Source organism: Modicisalibacter ilicicola DSM 19980 (genome assembly GCF_900128925.1).
GTDB classification, from domain to species: Bacteria; Pseudomonadota; Gammaproteobacteria; order Pseudomonadales; family Halomonadaceae; genus Modicisalibacter; species Modicisalibacter ilicicola.
This window is the reverse complement of the sequence record NZ_FQUJ01000006.1, coordinates 61,555-83,721: the sequence shown is the minus strand read 5'-3', so window position 1 is coordinate 83,721 and position 22,167 is coordinate 61,555. Positions and strand designations below refer to the sequence as shown.

At 61.3% G+C, this 22,167-nt stretch carries 19 protein-coding genes and 2 tRNA genes; 11 read left to right on the top strand and 10 right to left on the bottom strand.

Annotated features, from left to right (window positions below; translation table 11 throughout):
- Window positions 1–20: 20 nt before the first annotated feature.
- The 5 genes from BUA41_RS07955 to sdhC form a co-directional block, all read right to left on the bottom strand.
- The gene (locus BUA41_RS07955) at window positions 21–2,855 is read right to left on the bottom strand and encodes a 2-oxoglutarate dehydrogenase E1 component (protein ID WP_072821534.1); all 2,835 of its coding nucleotides are present in this window, start codon (window positions 2,853–2,855) and stop codon (window positions 21–23) included.
- A gap of 227 nt (window positions 2,856–3,082) precedes the next feature.
- Window positions 3,083–3,793: a succinate dehydrogenase iron-sulfur subunit gene (locus BUA41_RS07950; protein WP_072821531.1), complete on the bottom strand. Its 711-nt coding sequence runs from the start codon at window positions 3,791–3,793 to the stop codon at window positions 3,083–3,085.
- Between the two features lie 6 nt (window positions 3,794–3,799).
- Complete coding sequence (gene sdhA, locus BUA41_RS07945; RefSeq protein WP_072821529.1) at window positions 3,800–5,572, bottom strand: succinate dehydrogenase flavoprotein subunit; 1,773 nt, start codon at window positions 5,570–5,572, stop codon at window positions 3,800–3,802.
- Between the two features lie 3 nt (window positions 5,573–5,575).
- The gene (sdhD, locus tag BUA41_RS07940; protein WP_072821527.1) at window positions 5,576–5,923 is read right to left on the bottom strand and encodes a succinate dehydrogenase, hydrophobic membrane anchor protein; all 348 of its coding nucleotides are present in this window, start codon (window positions 5,921–5,923) and stop codon (window positions 5,576–5,578) included.
- Window positions 5,917–6,294, bottom strand: coding sequence for a succinate dehydrogenase, cytochrome b556 subunit (gene sdhC, locus BUA41_RS07935; protein WP_072821525.1), 378 nt, complete (start codon window positions 6,292–6,294; stop codon window positions 5,917–5,919). Before sdhC ends, sdhD begins: the two co-directional genes overlap by 7 nt.
- Window positions 6,295–6,722: 428 nt before the next feature.
- Between sdhC and gltA the strand changes: the two genes are divergently transcribed.
- Window positions 6,723–8,009, top strand: coding sequence for a citrate synthase (gene gltA / locus BUA41_RS07930; protein WP_072821523.1), 1,287 nt, complete (start codon window positions 6,723–6,725; stop codon window positions 8,007–8,009).
- A gap of 114 nt (window positions 8,010–8,123) precedes the next feature.
- Entirely contained in the window at window positions 8,124–9,005 is an 882-nt protein-coding gene (locus BUA41_RS07925) for an NAD(P)-dependent oxidoreductase (protein WP_281247832.1), read from the top strand.
- A 454-nt stretch (window positions 9,006–9,459) separates the two neighbouring features.
- Here the strand turns inward: BUA41_RS07925 and BUA41_RS07920 are convergent.
- From BUA41_RS07920 to gltX, 3 genes are all read right to left on the bottom strand, one after another.
- Window positions 9,460–9,535 (bottom strand) — tRNA-Glu (locus BUA41_RS07920).
- A gap of 31 nt (window positions 9,536–9,566) precedes the next feature.
- Window positions 9,567–9,642, bottom strand: a tRNA-Ala gene (locus tag BUA41_RS07915).
- 74 nt (window positions 9,643–9,716) lie between these two features.
- Window positions 9,717–11,198, bottom strand: a complete 1,482-nt coding sequence (gene gltX, locus BUA41_RS07910) for a glutamate--tRNA ligase (protein ID WP_072821519.1) — start codon at window positions 11,196–11,198, stop codon at window positions 9,717–9,719.
- 113 nt (window positions 11,199–11,311) lie between these two features.
- Here gltX and BUA41_RS07905 point away from each other — a divergent pair, with 113 nt between their 5' ends.
- The 4 genes from BUA41_RS07905 to BUA41_RS07890 all read left to right on the top strand — a co-directional run bounded on the left by BUA41_RS07905 (window position 11,312) and on the right by BUA41_RS07890 (window position 15,705).
- Window positions 11,312–12,052: an SDR family NAD(P)-dependent oxidoreductase gene (locus tag BUA41_RS07905; RefSeq protein WP_072821516.1), complete on the top strand. Its 741-nt coding sequence runs from the start codon at window positions 11,312–11,314 to the stop codon at window positions 12,050–12,052.
- A gap of 176 nt (window positions 12,053–12,228) precedes the next feature.
- Complete coding sequence (locus tag BUA41_RS07900) at window positions 12,229–12,849, top strand: helix-turn-helix domain-containing protein (RefSeq protein ID WP_072821514.1); 621 nt, start codon at window positions 12,229–12,231, stop codon at window positions 12,847–12,849.
- A 1,789-nt stretch (window positions 12,850–14,638) separates the two neighbouring features.
- Window positions 14,639–14,902 (top strand): hypothetical protein, encoded by a 264-nt coding sequence (locus tag BUA41_RS07895; RefSeq protein WP_072821512.1) that lies wholly within the window; start codon window positions 14,639–14,641, stop codon window positions 14,900–14,902.
- A complete protein-coding gene (locus BUA41_RS07890) occupies window positions 14,899–15,705 on the top strand; it encodes a BRO-N domain-containing protein (protein WP_072821510.1) in 807 nt (268 codons plus the stop codon). The genes BUA41_RS07895 and BUA41_RS07890 overlap by 4 nt, the downstream gene beginning before the upstream one ends.
- Before the next feature lie 92 nt (window positions 15,706–15,797).
- On the opposite strand, the gene BUA41_RS07885 is transcribed toward BUA41_RS07890, so the two are convergent.
- Both BUA41_RS07885 and BUA41_RS07880 read right to left on the bottom strand, forming a co-directional pair.
- Window positions 15,798–16,886: a phage portal protein gene (locus BUA41_RS07885; protein ID WP_084671291.1), complete on the bottom strand. Its 1,089-nt coding sequence runs from the start codon at window positions 16,884–16,886 to the stop codon at window positions 15,798–15,800.
- Entirely contained in the window at window positions 16,886–18,664 is a 1,779-nt protein-coding gene (locus BUA41_RS07880) for a terminase large subunit domain-containing protein (RefSeq protein WP_072821508.1), read from the bottom strand. Before BUA41_RS07880 ends, BUA41_RS07885 begins: the two co-directional genes overlap by 1 nt.
- Before the next feature lie 142 nt (window positions 18,665–18,806).
- Between BUA41_RS07880 and BUA41_RS07875 the strand changes: the two genes are divergently transcribed.
- The 5 genes from BUA41_RS07875 to BUA41_RS07855 all read left to right on the top strand — a co-directional run bounded on the left by BUA41_RS07875 (window position 18,807) and on the right by BUA41_RS07855 (window position 22,137).
- Window positions 18,807–19,628: a GPO family capsid scaffolding protein gene (locus BUA41_RS07875; protein ID WP_072821506.1), complete on the top strand. Its 822-nt coding sequence runs from the start codon at window positions 18,807–18,809 to the stop codon at window positions 19,626–19,628.
- Between the two features lie 12 nt (window positions 19,629–19,640).
- Window positions 19,641–20,648 (top strand): phage major capsid protein, P2 family, encoded by a 1,008-nt coding sequence (locus tag BUA41_RS07870; protein ID WP_072821504.1) that lies wholly within the window; start codon window positions 19,641–19,643, stop codon window positions 20,646–20,648.
- A 9-nt stretch (window positions 20,649–20,657) separates the two neighbouring features.
- The gene (gpM, locus tag BUA41_RS07865; RefSeq protein WP_072821502.1) at window positions 20,658–21,350 is read left to right on the top strand and encodes a phage terminase small subunit; all 693 of its coding nucleotides are present in this window, start codon (window positions 20,658–20,660) and stop codon (window positions 21,348–21,350) included.
- A gap of 104 nt (window positions 21,351–21,454) precedes the next feature.
- Entirely contained in the window at window positions 21,455–21,922 is a 468-nt protein-coding gene (locus BUA41_RS07860; protein WP_072821500.1) for a head completion/stabilization protein, read from the top strand.
- Entirely contained in the window at window positions 21,922–22,137 is a 216-nt protein-coding gene (locus BUA41_RS07855; RefSeq protein ID WP_072821498.1) for a tail protein X, read from the top strand. The genes BUA41_RS07860 and BUA41_RS07855 overlap by 1 nt, the downstream gene beginning before the upstream one ends.
- Window positions 22,138–22,167 lie beyond the last annotated feature (30 nt).

Here is a 22,167-nt window from a genome sequence, read left to right as displayed (position 1 = left end):
TTTCGTCCCGGTGGAATGCCTCAGGCGTTGAAGGCGTCTTCGACCAATTGGCGCTGCTGCTCGACATGGACGGACATGTAGCCGGCCGCGGGGGCCGCAGAGGCCGGGCGACCTGCAAACTTGAGCTCCCGACCCAGGCCCTCGGACAGCATGTCGGCCACCACCCGCAGATGGTGCTGGCTCTGGTACCAGGCCCCCTGATTGAGAGGCTCTTCCTGGCACCACACGATCTGCTCCAGGTTGGCGTAGCCCTTGAGTGCTTCATGGAGCTCCTCCTTGGGAAACGGATAGAGCTGCTCGACGCGTACCACGGCGGTGTCGTCACGCTCCTTCTCGCTGCGATAGGCGGCCAGGTCGTAGTAGACCTTGCCCGCGCACAGCACCACGCGCTTGACCTTCTCGGCCGCAAGCTTGCCCTGATCCGCCAGCACCATCTCGAACCGCCCTTGTGCCAGCTGCTCGAGGCTCGAGGTGGCCTCCTTGTGGCGCAGCAGGCTCTTGGGCGACATCACGATCAAGGGCTTGCGAATCGGGCGGATCACCTGGCGACGCAGCAGGTGGAATATCTGTGCCGGGGTGGTCGGTACGCAGACCTGCATGTTGTGCTCGGCACACAGCTGCAGGAAGCGCTCGAGGCGCGCCGAGGAGTGCTCGGGCCCTTGGCCTTCGTACCCGTGGGGCAGCAGCAGGGTCAGACCACACAGGCGGGCCCATTTCGACTCACCGGAGGAGATGAACTGGTCGACCACCACCTGAGCGCCGTTGAAGAAGTCGCCGAACTGGGCCTCCCAGATGATCAGCGCATTGGGCATGGTCGTCGCATAGCCGTACTCGAAGGCCAGCACCGCCTCCTCCGACAGGAAGGAGTCGTGGATGGTGAAGCGTGGCTGGCCCTCGCGAATATGCTCCAGCGGCACGTAGGTGGTGCCATCCTTCTGGTTGTGGATCACGGCGTGGCGGTGGGAGAAGGTGCCTCGCCCCGAATCCTGACCGGTCAGACGCACCGGGTGCCCCTGGTCGAGCAGGGTCGCATAGGCCAGGGTCTCGGCGAACCCCCAGTTCACGGCCATGCCGCCGGCCTGCATCTTGCGGCGGTCCTCGTAGATCTTGGCGACCTGGCGCTGAACCTGGACGCCATCCGGGATCTCGCACATGCGCGCGGCAAGCTGCTGCATGCGCTTCATGTCGATGGAGGTATCCGCATCGCCGGTCCATTCATGACCAAGGTAGGGGGTCCAGTCGACGAAAAGGCCCTTGTTGGGCTCCTTGACCAGGGCATCGGCCACATGATTGCCGGCCAGCAGATCCTCGCGGTACTTTTCGATCATGGCCTTGGCGGTCTCTTCGTCGATCACGCCCTCCTTGATCAAGCGATCCGCATAGAGCTCGCGAGCGCTCTTGTGCTTCTTGATCTTGCTGTACATCATCGGCTGGGTGCCGGAAGGCTCGTCGGCCTCGTTGTGGCCGCGGCGACGATAGCAGACGATGTCGATGACCACGTCCTTGTGAAACTGCTGGCGATAGTCGATGGCCACCTGGGTCGCGTGCAGTACCGCATCGGCGTCATCGCCGTTGACGTGGAAGATCGGAGCCTGAACCATCTTGGCGATATCGGTGCAGTACTCCGTGGAGCGCGTGTCCTCGGGGTGCGAGGTAGTGAAACCGACCTGGTTGTTGATGACGATGTGCACCGTGCCCCCGGTCCGGTAGGCCCGGGTCTGGGACATCTGGAAGGTCTCCATGACCACGCCCTGGCCCGCGAAGGCGGCATCGCCATGCACATTGATCGGCAGGACCTTGTCGCCCTCGGCATCCTCGCGGCGATCCTGACGCGCGCGAACGGACCCCTCGACCACCGGCGAAACAATCTCGAGATGCGACGGGTTGAACGCCAGCGCCAGGTGCACCTCCCCCCCCGGGGTCATGACATTGGAGCTGAAACCCTGGTGATACTTGACGTCGCCGGAGCCCGACTCGATGACCTTCTTGCCATCGAACTCCTCGATCAACTCCGAGGGGCTCTTGCCAAGGATGTTGACCAGCAGGTTGAGACGGCCGCGGTGGGCCATGCCGATCACCACTTCCTTGGTGCCGTAGCCGCCGGCCCGCTGGATGATCTCATCCATCATCGGGATGAAGTTCTCACCGCCCTCGAGGCCGAAGCGCTTGGTGCCGGGATACTTGGAGGCCAGGTAGTTTTCCAGGCCCTCGGCCGCGGTCAGACGCTCCATGACATGCTTGCGCACGTCGTCGCTGAACTTGGGGCTGGAGCGCACCGACTCGAAACGCTGCTGCAGCCAGCGCTTTTCCTCGGTATCGACGATGTGCATGAACTCGCAGCCGATGCTGCGGCAGTAGGTCCGCTCCAGCGCCTCGACGATTTCCTTGAGGGTCGCCTTGTCCTTGCCCAGAAAGAGGGAGCCGGTCTGGAACTCGGTATCCATGTCGGCTTTCGACAGCTGGTGGAAGGAGAGATCGAGATCGGGTACCGGGACAGGATTGCGCAGATCGAGAGGATCGATATCGGCCTTCTGATGGCCGCGGAAGCGATAGGCATTGATCAGCTGAAGAACCTTGACCTGCTTCTTGTTCTCGCCGCTGTCGGCACTCTCGGCAGCCTGACCGTTACGCCGGTTGCGGGCCAGCTGGTAGAACTGTTCGCGGATCGGGCTCAGGGGAACGTCGTGGGTGGGGCTCCCTTCCGGACGCGGCAACTTGTCGAAATAACTACGCCATTCATCAGGAACCGCATTGGGATCAACCAGATACTGTTCGTAAAGCGCTTCCACATAGTGGGCGTTGCCTCCACTCACATGAGAAGTGCGCCACATCAACTCCATTATGCCTTCTTGCATCACTCGGTCACCCTGCACTGATGGGGCATTGTCGTCGCCAGGTACGAGTTCGCATCGACGACACCCTTACCCTGCCACCAGGACGATGCCTCGTCCTCGACGGCGTGGCGGTAATCGTCAAGAGCCGGTGCACCAGGGCACCGGCTCTTGGCGCTTGGGTCTTTCCCTTTCGCGGCATTTGGCCGCAGTGAAAGAGGCGCCCATGATAGCAAGCTGCGGGCCACGATTTAAGTGGCATTCTCCAGCAACAGCTCGCGAATTTTACCGATCGCGCGGGTCGGATTGAGCCCCTTCGGGCAGACGGCCACGCAATTCATGATGCCGCGGCAACGGAACACGCTGAACGGGTCCTCGAGCTCGGCGAGACGCTCCCGGGCCGCGGTATCCCGACTATCGGCCAGGAAGCGATAAGCTTGAAGCAGTCCGGCCGGTCCCACGAACTTGTCCGGGTTCCACCAGAACGACGGGCAGGCCGTCGAGCAGCAGGCGCACAGGATGCACTCGTAGAGTCCGTCGAGCTTATCGCGCTCCTCGGGCGACTGGAGACGCTCGATGGCCGGCGGGGTGGTATCGTTCTGCAGGTACGGCTGAATGCGCTCGTACTGCTTGTAGAAGATCCCCATGTCGACCACCAGGTCGCGAACGACGGGCAGGCCGGGCAAGGGACGCAGTACCAGCTTGTTGCTCTTGACCACGTCGGACAAGGGAGTGACGCAGGCCAGACCATTGGTGCCGTTGATATTCATGCCATCGGAGCCGCACACGCCCTCGCGACAGCTGCGACGGTAGGCCATCGAGCTGTCCTGCTGCTTGATGAGCTCCAGGACGTTGAGGACCATCAGGTCACGGCCCTGCGTATCCACCTGAAACTCTTGCATGTAGGGGGCGGAGTCGGTCTCCGGGTTGTAGCGGTATATGGATACCTGAAGCATGGGCATTCTTCCTCAATAGGTCCGGACTTTCGGCTCGAAGGTATCGACGGTCTTGGGCGTGAAGTTCACATCGCGCTTGCCCAGCCTCTTCTCGACCGGGAAGTAGATGGAGTGCTTGAGCCAGTTGACGTCGTCACGGTCCGGATAGTCGTAACGGGAATGCGCACCGCGGCTTTCCTTGCGTTCGAGCGCCGAGATGGCGGTGGCCTCGGCCACTTCTAGCAGGTTGTCGAGTTCCAGCGCCTCGACTCGCGCCGTGTTGAAGGTGTTGGACTTGTCGCTCAGATGGGCGTTGGCGATGCGCTCGCGCAGGTCGCTGAGCTTCCTGACACCATTCTGCATGTTCTCTTCCTTGCGGAAGACCCCGAAGTCGTTCTGCATGACGTCCTGGAGTTCCGCCTTGAGCTCCGCCACGGCCTCGCCGCCACTGGATTCGTTCCAGCGATTGAGACGCGCCATGGAGGCGTCGATGTCGCTCTGGGAAGCCGCGAGGTAGTCGATGCCCTCGTTGAGCGCCCCCTCGATGAACATGCCGGCGGCACGACCGAACACCACCAGGTCGAGCAGCGAGTTGCCACCCAGGCGATTGGCTCCGTGCACCGAGACGCACGCCGCCTCGCCACAGGCGAACAGGCCATTGACGATCTGGTCGTTGCCGTCGCCATCCTGCATGATGGCCTGGCCATGCACGTTGGTGGGAATCCCGCCCATCATGTAGTGACAGGTCGGCACCACCGGGATCGGCTCCTTCGCGGGATCCACGTGGGCAAAGGTCTTGGAGAGCTCGACGATACCGGGCAGGCGCTTCTGCAGCACCTCCTCGCCCAGGTGGTCGAGCTTGAGCATCACGTGATCGCCGTTCTCGCCGCAGCCGCGGCCCTCGAGCATCTCCATGACCATGGAGCGCGCGACCACGTCGCGACCGGCCAGGTCCTTGGCGTTGGGCGCGTAACGCTCCATGAAGCGCTCGCCATCCTTGTTGATCAGGTAGCCGCCCTCGCCACGACAGCCTTCGGTCACCAGCGTGCCGGCGCCGTAGATGCCGGTCGGGTGGAACTGCCACATCTCCATGTCCTGCATCGGGAAGCCGGCACGCAGCGCCATGCCGATGCCGTCGCCGGTATTGATCAGGGCATTGGTGGTGGAGGCAAAGATACGCCCCGCACCGCCGGTGGCCAGTACCGTGGCCTTGGACTTGACGTGCACGATCTCACCGGTCTCGATGCACAGCGCGATGCAGCCGACCACATCGCCCTGGGCGTTCTTGACCAGGTCGATGGCATACCACTCGTTGAGAAAGACCGTATTGTTTTTCAGGTTATTCTGATAAAGCGTGTGCAGCAGCGCGTGACCGGTCCGGTCGGCGGCTGCGCAGGTACGCGCCGCCTGGCCGCCTTCACCGAAGTTCTTGGACTGCCCGCCAAACGGACGCTGGTAGATGCGGCCGTTGTCGAAACGCGAGAAGGGCAACCCCATGTGCTCGAGCTCGAACACTGCCTTGGGGCCTTCGGTACACATGTACTCGGCGGCATCCTGGTCGGCGATGTAGTCGCTGCCCTTGACGGTGTCGTACATGTGCCAGCGCCAGTCGTCGTTGGGGTCGGCGGAGGCGATGGCACAGGTGATGCCGCCCTGGGCCGATACCGTGTGCGACCGGGTGGGGAACACCTTGGAAAGTACGGCTGTCTTCTTGCCGGACTTGGCCAGCTCGAGTGCGGCACGCAAGCCGGACCCCCCGCCGCCGATGATGATGGCGTCGAAAGACAGATTACGCATAGTGGACATGGTTCAGGCTCCCCAGAGGATTTGTACGCCCCACACCAGGAAAACGAAGATGGCGAGGATCAAGACGATTTGAGCGGCAAAGCGAATCCCGATGGGCTTGATGTAATCGGTGATGACGGTCCACACGCCCACCCAGACATGCGCGGCCAGCGCGATGAACGCCAGCAGGGAAAAGATGCGCATCCAGGTCTGGGAGAAGAACCCGTGCCAGGTGGCGTAATCCAACCCCGGGTGAAAGAGGAAGTAGCCCACCATCAGGAGGGCATAGAGCGCCAGTATGACTGCCGAAACTTGCTGGACCAGCCAATCGGACAGCCCGCTGCGACTAAAGTTCGTTACGTTGGTTACCATACCCAGACCCCTGCCAGAATCACCAGAACCGCGCTTGTGACGAAAGTTATCTTTGCCGTTTGCGTGCCACCCTCGAGCTCGATGCCGATGTCGAAGTGCATGAGCAGATGGCGAAGGCCCGCCACGAAATGGAACGACAGTGCAGACAACAGCCCCCAAGCGATCAGCTTCGCCAGAAAGCCGGTCTCGAGGGCCTCACGCACCGTTTCGAACCCCAGAGGCGACGAAAGCGATACATCCAGTGCCCAGAAGGCAAAGATAAGGCCGACGAAGAGGATCACGCCGGTGATGCGGTGGGTAATGGAAACTAGAGCAGGGAGTGGGAACTTTATGGTGGAAAGATCGAGGTTTACGGGTCTTTTGCTATTCACGGCTCTTCACACACTCTATTGGCCCACTCGTCTCTGGGCCGGACTTGGCCAGAGTGGGCAGTGGTTTTGAGGAAGGACTTCAGCAGTACGCCAGATGGCACGACCGATTTCCATTTCCTGCCAGTCGCGTGGCTAGGATTATAGGGACTAGACGGGGGTATGACAAATCGTTACCGCACCTCTGCGACCATGGTGTTACCCTGAGTAACAACATCAGCGAGAAACGGCTTCCAGCACCCGGGAGAGGCCCTGGAAGACGTCACCAGACAGGCCACGAACGATGTGCATCCTTCGAGGAACTTCGGGACGAGGGCCACCATCTGTTAATTGACAAACCTTTCGCCACTTTTATAGTAGGCAGACCTTTGCTGCCCCGCAGCAACGAGAGGCGATTCTCGTAAGCAATCGATAACCGCAGGAGACCCAGCATGGCTGATAAAAAGGCGCAGTTGACAATAGACGGGGTGGAGGAGGCCATCGAATTCCCGGTGTACCCCGGCACCGTCGGCCCCGATGTCATCGACGTGCGTAGCCTGGTCGACAAGGGCCACTTCACCTATGACCCTGGCTTTGTGGCCACTGCGGCGTGCGAATCCGGCATCACCTACATCGATGGCGCCGAGGGCGTCTTGCTGCATCGCGGCTACCCCATCGACCAGCTGGCTGACAACTCCAACTTTGTCGAGTTGAGCTACCTGCTGCTGTTCGGCGAGCTGCCCAGCGACGAGCAATACGAGACCTTCAAGGGACTGATCACCAACCACACCATGGTGCACGAACAGATCGTCAACTTCTTCAAGGGGTTTCGGCGCGACGCCCACCCGATGGCCATCGTGTGCGGTGTCGTCGGCGGCCTGGCGGCCTTCTATCACGACAACCTCGACATCTCCGACGAGAAGCAGCGTCGCGTCAGCGCCATCCGCCTGATCGCCAAGATGCCGACCATCGCGGCAATGAGCTACAAGTACAACATCGGACAGCCCTTCAACTACCCTCGCAACGACCTCAACTACGCCGAGAACTTCCTCTACATGATGTTCAGCAACCCCTGTGAGGAGTTCAAGATCAACCCGGTGTTCGCCAAGGCGATGGACCGCATCTTCATGCTCCATGCCGATCATGAGCAGAATGCCTCGACCTCGACGGTGCGCCTGGCCGGCTCCACCGGCGCCAACCCCTTCGCCTGCATCAGCGCCGGCATCGCTGCGCTGTGGGGTCCGGCCCACGGGGGCGCCAACGAAGCCGTCCTCAACATGCTCGACGAGATCGGCGACGAATCCGAGGAGAACATCCAGCGCTTCATCGACAAGGCCAAGGACAAGGATGACCCGTTCAAGCTGATGGGCTTCGGCCACCGTGTATACAAGAACTTCGATCCGCGGGCCAAGGTCATGAAGGAAACCTGCGACGAGGTCCTCGCCGAGCTGGGCAAGGCCGACGATCCCAAGCTGAAGATCGCCAAGCGTCTGGAGCAGATCGCCCTGGAAGACGACTACTTCGTCGAGCGCAAGCTCTACCCGAACGTCGACTTCTATTCGGGCATCATTCTCAACGCCATCGGCATCCCGACCAACATGTTCACGGTCATCTTCGCCGTGGCACGCACCATCGGCTGGATCTCCCACTGGAACGAGATGCACAGCAACGGTTTCCGCATCGGGCGTCCGCGCCAGCTCTACATCGGGCACACGCAACGCGACTACCCGACGAAGTAAGAGGGCACCGGGCCGCCAGGGGCGGCCCGTTTCATTGCCTGCCTGCCCCCTCACCGCCGTGTTTTGCTACTCTTCAGCATGTCATCAAGCCACCCTTGCGAAGAGAGCACCCACGTGAACGATACGTTTTCCACCGTCGCCTTCATCGGCCTTGGCGTCATGGGCTTTCCCATGGCCGGCCATCTGTCCCGCGCCGGCCTTGCCGCACGCGTCTACAACCGCACGTCAGCCAGGGCCGAGGAGTGGGTGGCGGAATATGGCGGCAGCCATCATGCCACGCCGCGAGAGGCCGCCGAGGGCGCGGACCTGGTGCTGGTCTGCGTCGGCAACGACGACGATGTCCGCCAGGTGGTCACCGGGGACGACGGGGTGCTGGCCGGCATGCAATCGTCAGGCGTACTGGTGGATCACACCACGACATCCGCCGAACTGGCGCGCGAGCTGGATCAGGCCTGCCGTCAGAAAGGCTGCCATTTCATCGATGCCCCGGTGTCGGGCGGCCAGCAAGGCGCCGTCAACGGGGCACTGACGATCATGTGTGGCGGCGAACAGGAAGTCTTTCGGCACATCCGCCCTGCCCTCGAGCATTACGGCAAGGCCGTCACGCTGATGGGCGATGTCGGTGCCGGGCAGATGGCCAAGATGGTCAACCAGATATGCATCGCGGGTCTCGTGCAAGGTCTCGCGGAGGGGCTTCATTTTGCCGAGCGTGCCGGGCTCGATCGCGAACTGCTGGTCGAGGTCATCTCCCAGGGGGCCGCCGGCTCCTGGCAGATGGAGAATCGCCACGCCACGATGATCGCCGATCATTACGAGCACGGCTTCGCCGTGAACTGGATGCGCAAGGATCTGGACATCTGCCTCGCCGAAGCACGTCGCCTCGGTGCGCGCCTTCCGGTCACCGCCCTCGTCGATCAATTCTACGGCGATATCCAGGCCATGGGAGGTGGTCGGTGGGATACCTCATCGCTGTTGAAGCGCTTGCAAGGATCGTGATGAACCGCCTTTCCGGAAGCACCGATGCGGCACCGGAGGAGCAATTCACGTGTTTCAAAAAACTCTTATGTGCAATTCATTCCTTGTCCACACTTTCTGTGGATAAGGCTGTTCACAACCCCTAGAAAACGTCACCCAATCGCCATGATCAGTGGGCTGGCTACAAATTGGCTAATTTTTAACCACGTATATGCTTTTGATTTTATTGGATTTTTTTGAGAAGCCCATAACCACGGGGCTGCGCGGAGCATTATGCACAAGGCACCGATAAGCCAGGCATTGGTGGGGAAAACCCGGTGAGCTTGTCAAGCCTTCGATAGGTAAAAAAGACACCTAAATACCACCCAAATCGTCTTGACGGCATGAGGCTCTTGCTTATGACGCGCCGCAGAATTCCGGCAAGACCTTGCCTGGCAATGGGAAAGAATAGAGGGGAGATCGAGCAAGAAAGGAGTGGCGTCCCATAGGGGGTTCGAACCCCTGTTACCGCCGTGAAAGGGCGGTGTCCTGGACCACTAGACGAATGGGACGCATCGATGAACGCTCGCAAGACAGGTAATTTGGTGGAGCCTACCGGGATCGAACCGGTGACCTCGACGCTGCCAGCGTCGCGCTCTCCCAGCTGAGCTAAGGCCCCTGTCCAAGACAGCGTCTTGCGAGAACGGGGCACATGCTACCCATATGCCCCTGAAAGGTCAACGGTTTCTGGCGTCAAATTTCACGAAATTCCTTTTCGAAGCGCTTGGCCTGCTTCTTGGAGACGCCGCCCAGCACGGCGATGGCGTGACGCAGGCGGGCCCGGGTCATGTCCGAACCGAGGATGGCCATGGCATCCATGACCGATGTCGAGGTCGTCGACCCGGTGATGGCAATGAAGACCGGCGCCAGAAACGCCTTCATCTTCAAGCCGAAGTATTCGCTGAGGCGCTTCACTTCGGGCAGCAGGCGCTCCTTTTCCCAGGGCGAGACGCTCTCCAGGCGCCAGACCAGGAACTGCAGCAGCCTGAGCAGTTCGTCGCGCTCGAGGGGGACCGTGTCGAAGTCGTGCTCGTCGATGGCCGGCAACCCGGCAAAGAAGTGGCCGGCCAGAGGCGCCGCGTCGGACAGCGTCTCGATGCGCGGCCTTACCTGGGGCAGGATCTGACTGACGTACTCTTCGTTGAAGGCCCATTCGCGCAGCGCCGTCAGCAACGCCTGATCGTCGAGATCCTCGCGAATGTACACGCCGTTCAACCAGGTCAGTTTTTCCAGGTCGAACACCGGCCCTCCCAGGGAGACGCGCTGGATGTCGAAGCTTGCCATCATCTCGTCCAGGCTGAACTTCTCTCGTTCATCCGGCATTGACCAGCCCATGCGTCCCAGATAGTTGGTCACCGCCTGGGGCAGAAAGCCCATCCGCCGGTAGTAGTTGATCGAGGTCGGATTCTTGCGCTTGGAGAGCTTGGACTTGTCCGGATTGCGCAATAGCGGCATGTGGCAGAGCGCCGGCATCGGCCAGCCGAAGTAGTCATAGAGCAACTGATGCTTGGGAGCGGAGTTGATCCACTCTTCGCCACGCAGCACATGGGTGATACCCATCAGATGATCGTCGACCACATTAGCCAGATGGTAGGTGGGCATGCCATCGGACTTGAGCAGGATCTGGGCATCCACCTGGGCCCAGTCCACCTCGATCTTGCCGCGCAGCATGTCGTCGACGACACAGACGCCCTCCTCGGGCACCTTCATGCGCACCACATGCGGCCAACCCTGGGAGGCGCGCCGTTCGACCTCGTCCCGGGGCAGCGCCAGGTCCTCGGGCTTGAGCGCCATGTGTAGCCCCTCGGCCTTGCGCGCCTCGCGCAATTCATCCAGCTCCTCGCTGGTACGGTAGCACTTGAAGGCATGCCCGGCGTCGAGCAGCTGCTGCGCGTAGCGCGCATAGAGGTCGCCACGCTCGCTCTGCCGATAAGGGCCGTGGGGGCCGCCGACATCCGGGCCCTCGTCCCATTCGATCCCCAGCCAGCGCAGGGAATCGAGGATCATCCGTTCGGACTCGGCAGTGGAGCGCTGGCGGTCGGTGTCCTCGATGCGTAGGATGAATCGACCGCCATGCTGACGCGCGAAGCAGAGATTGAACAGGGCGATGTAGGCGGTACCGACGTGGGGATCGCCGGTGGGTGACGGCGCGATTCGGGTACGTACGGTGGTCATGTCATCCGTTCCGTTGACTCAAGTGGTGGCCGCATTATACGCACCTGGTCCGGGCTCGACAGCCGTGGCGACGAAGCTCCCCTCTCTTTCAACACCCTCCAGGAGGACGCGTCATGCTGAACCAGCTCCCCGAAGGCTTTACCGCCCTGGTGCTCGGCGCTTCTGGCGGCATCGGCCACGCCCTTCTCGAGGCGCTGCTGGCCAGCCCGCGCCCTGGGCGCATCGTCGCGGTCAGCCGCCGAAAAATCGCCCGGGACGACCCGCGGCTCGAGTCCCTGACGCTGGACGTCACCACCGGGGAAGGCCTCGAGACGCTTGCGGTCCACCTGCAGGACATGCCACTGCACCTGGTCTTCAATGCCGTCGGCATGCTGCACGACGACGATGCCGGCATCGCCCCGGAAAAGCGACTCGAGGATCTGGATTTCGCTTCCCTGGAGCGCCTCTTCCACGTCAATGCCGCCACCCCGGCCATGCTGCTCAAGACCCTCAGGCACGCCTTGAAGGGCAAGCACCCGGTCATCTTCGCGAGCCTCTCGGCCCGGGTCGGGTCGATCGACGACAACGGCCTCGGGGGCTGGTATGCCTACCGTGCCAGCAAGGCGGCTCACAACATGCTGCTGAAGACCGCCGCCGTGGAGCTCCGGCGACTCAACCGGCATGCCATCGTGCTGTGCCTGCATCCGGGCACCACCGACACCGCCCTGTCGCAACCCTTCCAGGCCCGGGTTCCCGAGGGCAAGCTGTTCACGGCGGATTTCGTGGCCGAGCGTCTCCTCGAGGTCATGAGCCAGCGCACACCGGACGACAGTGGAAGCTTCTGGGACTGGGCCGGCGACCCCGTTCCTTGGTAAGAATGCCGCTCATGTGCTTCACTGAATGTACAGACCTGTCAAAGCGCTTTCCCCCTCCCTTGTCATTCGCTGCGATAGCACCTCCTGACTGATATTGCCTCTAGAAGGCTGATAATCCTAAACAAACTTAGCCAGGCATTCACTATGCTATCGCGAATATCTCGTGAGACGCATTGATGGAAGCTCTAGGAACGCGAATAAAACAACTACGATTACGAGCCAAGCTCAGCAAAGCGGCATTAGCGCGCAGGGTCGGTGTCTCCGATGTCTCGGTTTCCTATTGGGAGTCCGGTGCCATCAAGCAGATCGGTCATGAGCGCCTTCTTGCATTGGCCGAGGCCTTGAATTGCAGTCTCGAGGACCTGTTGGACGCCCCGCCCCCGCCCCCCACATCGCAGCCGGTACTCTTCATTCGGGTACATCAGGCGGCCCCGTGGCTGCGTCGCGCGGCACCGGTCACGATACTCGGGGAGCTGCCCGTGCCGAACCTGAGCGGCGACTGCCATCTGGTCACGCCGGCCTTGGGGGAGGAATTCGATTTTATCGAGGAAGGCGACCTGGCCGCAGTAAAGCCGACGAACTCCTTCATGCAGGATGGCCTCTACATACTCGATCGTTTCGGTCAGTTGCTCGTTCGCTATCTCTCCCGCACCGATAATGGCGAGATCGATATCAGCGACGAATCCCAACGCCTGGAAAGAGCGCAACTCGGAGATATGCCCTTCAAGTTGCTCGGTCAGGTGCGCGCCCTCTGGCAGCTCACGGAGATCGACAGGAACAGGTTCTACGACGAATAAGAGAAGGCGACATCGCGAGGAATACCACTGCTGCCGGGCAAAATCACATCCATAAAAATAGGCCCGGCCATGACTGGCCGGGCCTTGCAGAGTAACATGCTCTGCTTGGTGGAGAGTCTTCGGGTTCCTTGACGTTGCAGGCTCCCTGCCTCGAGCGTCTTCATCCCCACACTGATCGTCCTGATCACGCACATCCTGTGCTTGCAGCCGGTCGTTGGCTACTGCTCTCCACGTGAAATACCCTAACCGCTTCGATGGAAATTTGCAAAACCTTGCAAAACAGATGCTTGAAAGCATCGCCGCCGTCCGTGGCGTTTCCCGAGCGACATCGGGTAGAAAGCGACCAGCGGCCGCTTTGCTCTAGTGCCATGCATCCTGCAGGCAAATCGAACGACTCCTTGCTCGACAAGAGGCATTGTGCCGCATCAAGACCGAATTCGATTTAACCCAGAGCAACCCCGAAGCAGAATCCTTGTAAGCATTTTCAGGCAATTCTTGTAAGCTATTTCTTACAAGACATGCGTCAACGGGAATATTGGTCAACGGCGACCACGCCGGGCAGGCAATGCGAAGCTCGGCTATCCATGCGATAATCCTGCGCCACATTCCCGGACCGATCGCCCCATCAGGATGACTTCACTTCGCCAGACCGATATGCCCCTCGATGCATGCCCAGGCCCCCTGCGTCGCGGGCTTGACAGAACCTTCTCCGTGGCGCCGATGATGGATTGGACTCTAATGCCGTAGTGGCAGGCTTCGCAGCCCCCAAGTGCCAAATATGTGCCAGCAGCATTCAGCTGCTGGCATTTTTTTGTCTTTTGAGGGCTGAGTGAGGATTGCTGCGATAGGAGCGATAGAAGAGGCGTACATGACGTGCGTGTGCGCATGCGTGTTGGCGGCCTCTCAGAATGTTTGGGGGGCTCGGAAAAAGGTAACAAAGGTAATGCTTTCCCAAATATCATCATATCCCATTGTTTTATATATATTTAAAACGGTCGTTCAAAAGGTAACATAAAGGTAATGTAAAGGTATTGCGTTACCTTTTTAAATGGTAATTATCGTATTTTTATAAATTTATATATATCAACAACTTAGGAAAGCGTTACCTTTTGCAGTACCAAACGTTACCTTTTCAGGGTATTTTTTTACCCCTTTAATATCAGTTACTTAATTCTTGAAAGCATGGCGCGTTACCTCCGTTACCTTTTTCCGACGACCCCCCTGGCTTATAAACCACCTGCCAGCCTCCATTGCGTGCCCGTGAGCCGCTGAAAACGAATGATTTCGAAGCAAAAACAATGCTTTATGAAACATCGCTGACCGCCTTGTCTGAGCGATCTAGCGGACATTGAAGAAGTGAGTAAAAAATGGCCTGTAAAGCGCGCAGGCGGGGCGGGGTGTCGACGGCGCGCGGTGGGGCGCGCTGGCAGCGTCCGGGAGCTGGTACGCGCCTTGCTCGGATCTGGGTGTAAGCAGTGCTTACACCCCTTTGGTTTGGTTGGCCTAAAAAGGGAATAACGGTGCTTTATCCTCTCTTTTCGAGGCTTGAACAATGTGCGGGGTGGTGGCAGTATGGCGTTAAGGGATTGACAGCCCGAATAGAAAGAAGGCGCACAGCGCCCTTATCTGAATGGCGCTTTTTTTATGCCTGTCAGATAGTTATGGCGGGCCGTGTGTGGGAGGCTACGGCCTGCCGGGTTCCTTCTTTCCCCGGTCTGTCAACCCGCGCACGGTCCGCCCCCATCGATTGACAGCGGTAGGCGGACTCCATCAAAAGAAGGAGTCTCACATGACCCGCAACGCCCTCACTGCCATTGCCCTGCCGGATCTGGACGCCCAGGTATTCAATGGCGGCGCCCAGCATAGCCTGAACCTTGCCCGTAACAGCCTCGGCTTTCTCGAAGGCTTGATCGCCATGAACGTCGACCGCGATCGCCTGGAGATCAGTACCGAAGAGCTCGTTGCCCATCTGCAGGTGATCCTGCACTTCCTCGACGATGGCCTGAACGCCAGCCAGGATATCGCCGCCTTTCTCAAGGAGAGCGCCCAATGACTAACGCCCTGATTCCGTTCAACTTCGGTGACAACCTGATCCGATCTACCGTAATAGAGGGGAAGCCGTGGTTCGTGGCCAAGGATATTGCTGACGCTCTTGGCTATAACAACACATCAAAGGCGGTGAACACGCACTGCAAACGAGTAGAGACCTGCCCTACCGAAATGGGAGGTCAGGTCCGCCACGTTCAAATTATTCCTAATGGTGATGTTTACCGTCTTATTTCACGTTCAAAGCTCCCAAGTGCCGAACAGTTCGAAGGCTGGCTATTCGATGAGATGCTGCCGGAGTTGTTTCGCACTGGTAGCTATAGCGTCAAAGGTCAGCAGCACAAGCAGCATCTTGAAGATCAGAAAAACTTGCATCGCAATATCGATCTCGCTCACAAGCTGACGGAGCGGATTCGCCGAGAGCCGAACGAAGAGCTACGCCACTCCCTGTATGCTCAGCTGCAAGTCGTTCATGAGGCGATGGGCATCGCTGCGCCGTCACTCGACGCCATCGGCACTCGCCTGCACACCAACCCCACGGTGGATATCGACAGCTTCTGGGAGGCGCTGGACTATTTCCAGGCCAATGAGATTGCCTACAACCACTACGATGAGACGGATCGCCTGGCGATTAACGTGCCGGAGATTCAGCGCCTGGCCAAGAAGCACGGGATCCCGCTCCCTGCGCCCTCTCAGCTGCGTCGGGGATTCAAGACGAACGCGCGGCATAGGCTTATCGGCTATACCACCGTGCATAGCCGGATACTAGGCCGCTCGGTGAAGTGCTGGACCTTCTCCCTGGAGGAGTAACCAGAGCCCAGGTAAAAGGGGTGAACGCAATGTTCACCCCTTTTTTGTGGCACAAAAAAGCCGCCCTAAGGCGGCAAGTAAGGAGACTGGTTTCAGCGGCTGGGATCCAAGCCGGATCCGCCGGGAGCGTCCAGCGAGTAGGGATTGAAGCGGATGATTTCTTCGCCCATGCGCTCGTTGATGTCGAGGAAGGTGGCCTGCAGCGGTTCGAGCTCGTTGGCGACGAATACCCGGGCGGCTTTCTCGACGTCGCCGAAGCCGCCGGTGTTCTGCGGGATGATGCCCATCAGCTGCGGGGGGATGCGGTGCCCGGCGAGTTGATCGTCCCTGGTGATGTTCTTGATGTTCCAGAACTCGTCCTTGGCGGCCACCTCGGAGACCGGGATGATCTGCACCCCGTCCTTCTTGCCCTTGGGGGAGTACAGGAACAGGTTGCGGAAGTTGCCCGGCCCCTTGCTCTCGCGCAGCGCCTGACGCATGGCATCGATGTCCTTCTGATCATGGGCCTCGTCGTTGACGTACATGATGAAGCCGGCATGGCTGCCGTTGAGGTAGTAGCGCCGGCGAAACAGCGTCGCGCTCTCGTTGAGCCAGGCGGACTGCAGCGAGCCCAGATAGTCCGGCAGGCCATAGACGGTCTGGTCGATATCCGGCTCGAGCAGGTGCACCACGCGCCCCCTGGGCAGCTCGGTCTTGTCCAGGTAGCTGGGCACCCACCAGTAGCGGTTCGCCTGCTTGCCGCCGCGCCGCATGTACTTGGCCGGTAGATGGCGGAACGGCAGGCGCTTGCCCAGCCGCCCCTTCACCTCTTCCAGGTAGCAGTTGCCGAACACTAGGTGATCGAGGGCCAAAGCGCTGAAGGCCTGGCGGCTCAGCAGCGGGTGCGGGCGAAAAGTCCGCAGAAGGATATTGCGCTTCACCTGCAGCGCGGATCCGTGATGCGCGGTCGAGCGGTAGGACTGGGCCAGCACGCTGAACGGCACCGGTGGCTCGTACCATTCATCCGGACTCAGCCACACGCCCTCGTAGAACACATCGCGCAGGCTGGTCACCGGCTCGGGATCGCCGAAGGAGAATGCCTCGGCTCTCGCCTTGCCAGACGTTGGTTCCGGCGCGGCTTCGGCCTGCTTGCTGTACGCCGGCACGCGGATGCGCGGCTTGTCTGCTGGTGTCTCGCTCATCAGTCGTACATCTCCATCATTGATTGACCGGTACCGGAATCATCCGGGCCCTCGATCGGTTCTTTGTGCAGGGCGTGCATGGTGGCCCAGGCCAGGTCGGCATGGCCGGTCTGCTTGTTGCGCCCCGAGGTATAGGTGAACTGGCGACCGCTGGCGGTGAGCTCTTTCTTGATCGCCATGAAGGACTGGGCCAGATCCGCCCAACCCGCGTCGAATTCCAGGCGGTTCTTGCGCACGATCTGCTGGGCCTGCATGACCATGGTGGACTTGAGTTCCGGCGTGTAGCGGTAGCGCTCGACCAACGGGAACCACTTGGCCACGTACTCGGCGACCGCCCCGCCCAGTCCGGTGGTATCGATACCGATATGCTCGATGCGATAGCGATCGCGGAACGACTTGATGAAGTCCGCCTGGGCTTCATAGTCGTCGCCCTTCAGGCGGTGCCGCTCGAGGATGCGATGCTTCTCGCCGGCGGAGCGGGCCGGGAGAATGACCACCAGACCCGCGCCGTCGCCATCCTCGCCGGTACCGGTGGGATCGTAGCCGATCCACACGCCTCGATCCCCCACCGGGCGCGGGGCAAAGGGCCGGTAGTCGTCCCATACCTCCCAGCTGTCGACCATGCAGCCCTGCAGCACCGACAACGGGAAGGCGCTCTGGCTATCGTCGACGAACTGACACATCAGCAGGTTGTCGAACTCATCCGGGCTGTATTCCAGGCGCAGCTGCTCGATGTCGAATAGATCGCAGCCGCCGGCGATGGCATCCTCCACCGTGACGATCTGCCGCCAGTGGCCATCCGGGCATAGCTGCCCACCGCCCAGCGCCGCATGGCTGACGTCGAATTCCTGGCGATCCTTCTTTGCCCGTCGCCGATTGAACAGATCCCCGGTCCAGAACGGATAGGCTTCATGGCCGATGCTCGACGGCGTCGAGAAATACGTCTGCCGCCACTTCTTGTGCATGGCCATGCCGCTGGTGACCTTGCGGAACTCCTGGAAGCGGTGAATCCAGAAATACTCGTCCAGATACACATCGCCGTGGTAGCCCTGGGCGGTCTTCGAGTTGGTGCCCAGGAAGTGCAGCTCCGCGCCGTTGTCCAACACGATCGGGTCGCCCTTCAAGTCGACGTCGGTGATCTCCTTGACGAACTGCACGATGTAGTTGCGGAAGATATGCGCCTGGGCCTTGGACGCCGAGAGGAAAATCTTGTTGCGCCCGGTCTCGAAGGCATCGACGATCGCCTCGCGAGCGAAGAAGTAGGTCGCGCCGATCTGCCGGCTCTTGAGGATGTTGCGGATGCGGTGCTTCTGCCCCGCGTCGTACCACTGCCGCTGGTAATCGAAGGCCCCTTCCAGAAACGCCGTCTTCAGCGCCGCGATCTGCTCGTCGTCCAGGGCATTGCGCCGCGGTTTTTTCTTCGGTCCCGCGTTGCGCGCCTCGATGTTCGGATTGAGGTCCGCCTCGTTACCGCTTCCCTGGTACTTGTGCACCCGGGCCAGCCGCTCGATCTGGCGGCCCAGCAGGTCGATCTCCTTGAAATCCCGCCCTTCCTTTTGCTCCTTGCCGATCAGCTGCACCAGGCGCGCCTCGAGCGCACCCTCCACCCGCTGGGTCGGGCTCGCCTCCGCCCAGCCGTCCCGCGCCTTCCAGGTGTGTACCGTCGCCGCCTTCTCATCCAGGAATTCGGCGATACGGGCGATCCGCCACCCCTGCCAGTAGAGGTGGCGGGCGGTCACCCGGGGGGAATCGAGAGTGTCGGGGGGCATCGTCGTCATGTCGCCAGCGTACCCGCGCGCGCGAGATGCCCATCGCGCAAAGGGTTGTAAAACGTGGATATACAACCAGCTTTTATTGAGCCCACCCGCGTAGGCGCGGAACCTGACGGCAGCAATCGCCCATGAAATCCGAGGACTGCCCATGCCCTGGTTCCGAGTCGCCACCCAAGGCGCCACCACCGACGGTCGAGAAATCTCGCGTGACTGGATCACGCAGATGGCCGGCAACTATGACCCCAAGAAATACGGCGCCCGCGTCTGGATGGAGCACATGCGTGGCCTGTTCGCCGATGGCCCCTTCCCGGCCCTGGGCGATATCAAAGCCCTAAAGGCCGAGGAAGTCGAAGACGGCAAGCTCGCCTTGTTCGCCGACATCGACCCCACCGACCAGCTGAAGGAGATCAACGGCAAACGCCAGAAGGTCTACACCAGCATCGAAGTGAATCCCAATTTCGCCGACACCGGTGAAGCCTACCTCGAAGGCTTGGCGGTCACCGACTCCCCGGCATCATTGGGCACCGAGATGCTCAAGTTTTCGCGCAGTGCAGGCGCTGCCTCACCGCTGGCCCACAAGAAGCAACACCCCGAGAACGTCTTCTCCGAAGCGGTCGAGACCCAGCTCGACTTCAGCGCGCAGGCCCCCGACGCCGACAAGGGCCCGAGCCTCGCCGATCGCGTCAAAGCGCTGTTCAAGAAGCACGACGCCAAGACCACCCAAGGCTTCGCCGACTTCCGCAGCGAACTCGAGCAGACCCTCGAGCTCTTCGTGCAGAAGCACGCCGACCTGGCCGCCGAGCTCGACAGGCGTCCGGACGAGAACGACTTCAATGAGCTGCGCGCCGCGCACGACGAGCTGAATACCCGCTTCGACGAGCTCTACACCCGACTCGACGACACCCCCGACACCCCCAACCGTCCCACCGCCACCGGCGGCCACGGCGGTGCCGAACTCACCGACTGCTAAGGACCGCCGCACATGCGCAACGATACCCGAATCGCCTTCAATCGCCTGAAAGAGCGCATCGCGCACCTCTCTGGCGTCACCTCCGCCACCGAGTCATTCGCGGTGGAGCCCAGCGTCCAGCAGACGCTGGAATCCAAGATCCAGGAATCCAGCGAGTTCCTCGGTCGCATCAACATCGTCGGCGTCGACGATCTCAAGGGCGAAAAGCTCGGCCTCGGCGTGTCCGGCCCCATCGCCGCGCGCACCGACGTCAGCGCCAAGGATCGCCAGCCCCGCGACATCACCGGGCTGGACGCCAACAGCTACGAGTGTATCTCCACGGAGTTCGACACCTACCTGCCGTGGTCGAAGTTGGACGCCTGGGCCAAGTTCCCGGATTTCCAGACCCGTGTGCGTAACGCCATCATTCGCCAGCAGGCCCTGGATCGCATCATGATCGGCTTCAACGGCACAACCGCTGCCGTCGAGACCGATCGCGTCGCCAACCCGCTGCTGCAGGACGTCAACATCGGCTGGCTGCAGAAGTACCGCACCGACGCCCCGGCGCGTGTGCTCGCCGAAGGCGCCACCGCCGGCCAGGTCACCGTCGGTGATACCGGCGACTACGCCAACCTCGACGCCCTGGTCTTCGACGCCGTCAACGAGATGATCGAGCCCTGGTTCCGGGAGTCCACCGACCTGGTCGCCATCATGGGCCGCAAGCTGCTCGCGGATAAGTATTTCCCGCTGATCAGCCAGCACGCCGACACCCCCACGGAAGCCAGGGCCATGGACATGATCGTCAGCCAGAAGCGCGTCGGCGGTCTGCAAGCGGTCCGCGCGCCTTTCGTTCCGGACGGTTCGATCTTCGTCACCAGCCTCGAAAACCTCTCGATGTACTATCAGCTCGGCAGCCGTCGCCGCTACATCAAGGACAAGCCGGAGCGCAAGCGCGTCGAGAACTACGAGTCCAGCAACGACGCCTACGTGATCGAGGACTACGGCTTCGGCTGCCTGGTCGAGAACATCACCTTCGTATAAGGAACGCCCATGACGAGCCCCGCCCGTCGCCACTACCAGCGCATCACCGCCGCGAAAGCGGCGGGTGATGCCCAGAGTGGCCAGCCGCAAGGCGGCGATCAGTACGAGCTGCACGCCGCCGCGCTGTGGGAAGCACGGCGCACCCTCAAGGGCATCAAGAGCACCGAGGCCAAGATCGCCAAGAAGCGCGAGCTGCTGCCGGAGTTCGACGCCTACGTGGCCGGCGTGCTGGACGCCGGCAACGGCGCCCAGGACGACGTGCTGATGACCGTCATGCTGTGGCGCTTCGACATCGGCGACCTCGACGGCGGCCTGGCCATCGCCGAGTACGCCATCAACAACGGCCTGGAAACCCCGGACCGCTTCGAGCGGGATACGCCCTCGCTGGTCGCCGAACAAGTCGCCGAGGAAGCCCTCAAGCAGCTCGAGGAAGACGAGTCGAATGCCACTGGCCTGGTGGATCAGCTCACGCGTGCCGAGGCCATCACCCAGGCCGCCGACATGCACGACCCGATCCGCGCCAAGCTGCACAAGGCGATCGGCTACGCCCTGCGCGACGCCGGCGCCGCCGAGGACGCCCTCGATCACCTCAAGCGCGCCCTGTCGCTCAACGACCGTGTCGGCGTGAAGAAGGACATCGAGAAACTCGAACGTTTCATCAAGCAGCAGAACACCAGCCAGGGCGACAACGCCCAGGGCTGATACCGAGTCGCACGCCGACGTCAAGGGGGCGCGACGCGAGAGTAGACCCTCTCCCTGCTCGACCCGTCGCCCACCCCCTTCCTTACACCACCGGAGGAATCCGCATGTCACTGGTCGCCTACGGCACCGCCGCTTCCACGGATGCCCCGGAGCTTGCCAACAACGGCTTCTGGCCGGATCTCGACCCGGACGATTTCCGCGAGCAGCACCGGCTCGATACCACCGTCACCCAGCCGCGCCTGGTGACGGCATTGAGCATCGCAATGGCCAGCGTCAACCGCCAGTTGGCTGATTTTCAGACTGAGCAAGTCGCTGCCCAGCGCGGCACCGCCGATCTCATCCCCATCGAACCCTGGCAGATTCCCGGCCATCACGCCCTGCTCTACGTCCGCGCCGTGTTCGCCGAGGCCCACGCCCAGCTGCTGGAACGCTATCGGGACCATAGCGCCACGGACGTTGGCGACGAGCGGGGTGAGGCCAAGGTGGATGCCGCCGAGGACTACCGCCGGGATGCCCGCTGGGCCGTCGCCGAGATCGTCGGGCGCAACCACACCACGGTGGAGCTCATCTGATGCCGCGCATCGTCCGCGCCCACCAACACGACACCGTCGATGCGATCTGTCATCGCACCTTCGGACGCATCGCCGGCCTCGTCGAGCAGGTGCTAGAACTCAATCCCGGGCTCGCCGAGTTCGGGCCGGTACTTCCCCAGGGCACGCCCGTCGCGCTCCCGGATGCAGTATCACAACAACCACGGCGCACGCGCAGCGTGCAGCTGTGGGACTAACGACAGCGCCCAGCACCTGGATAAGCGCGA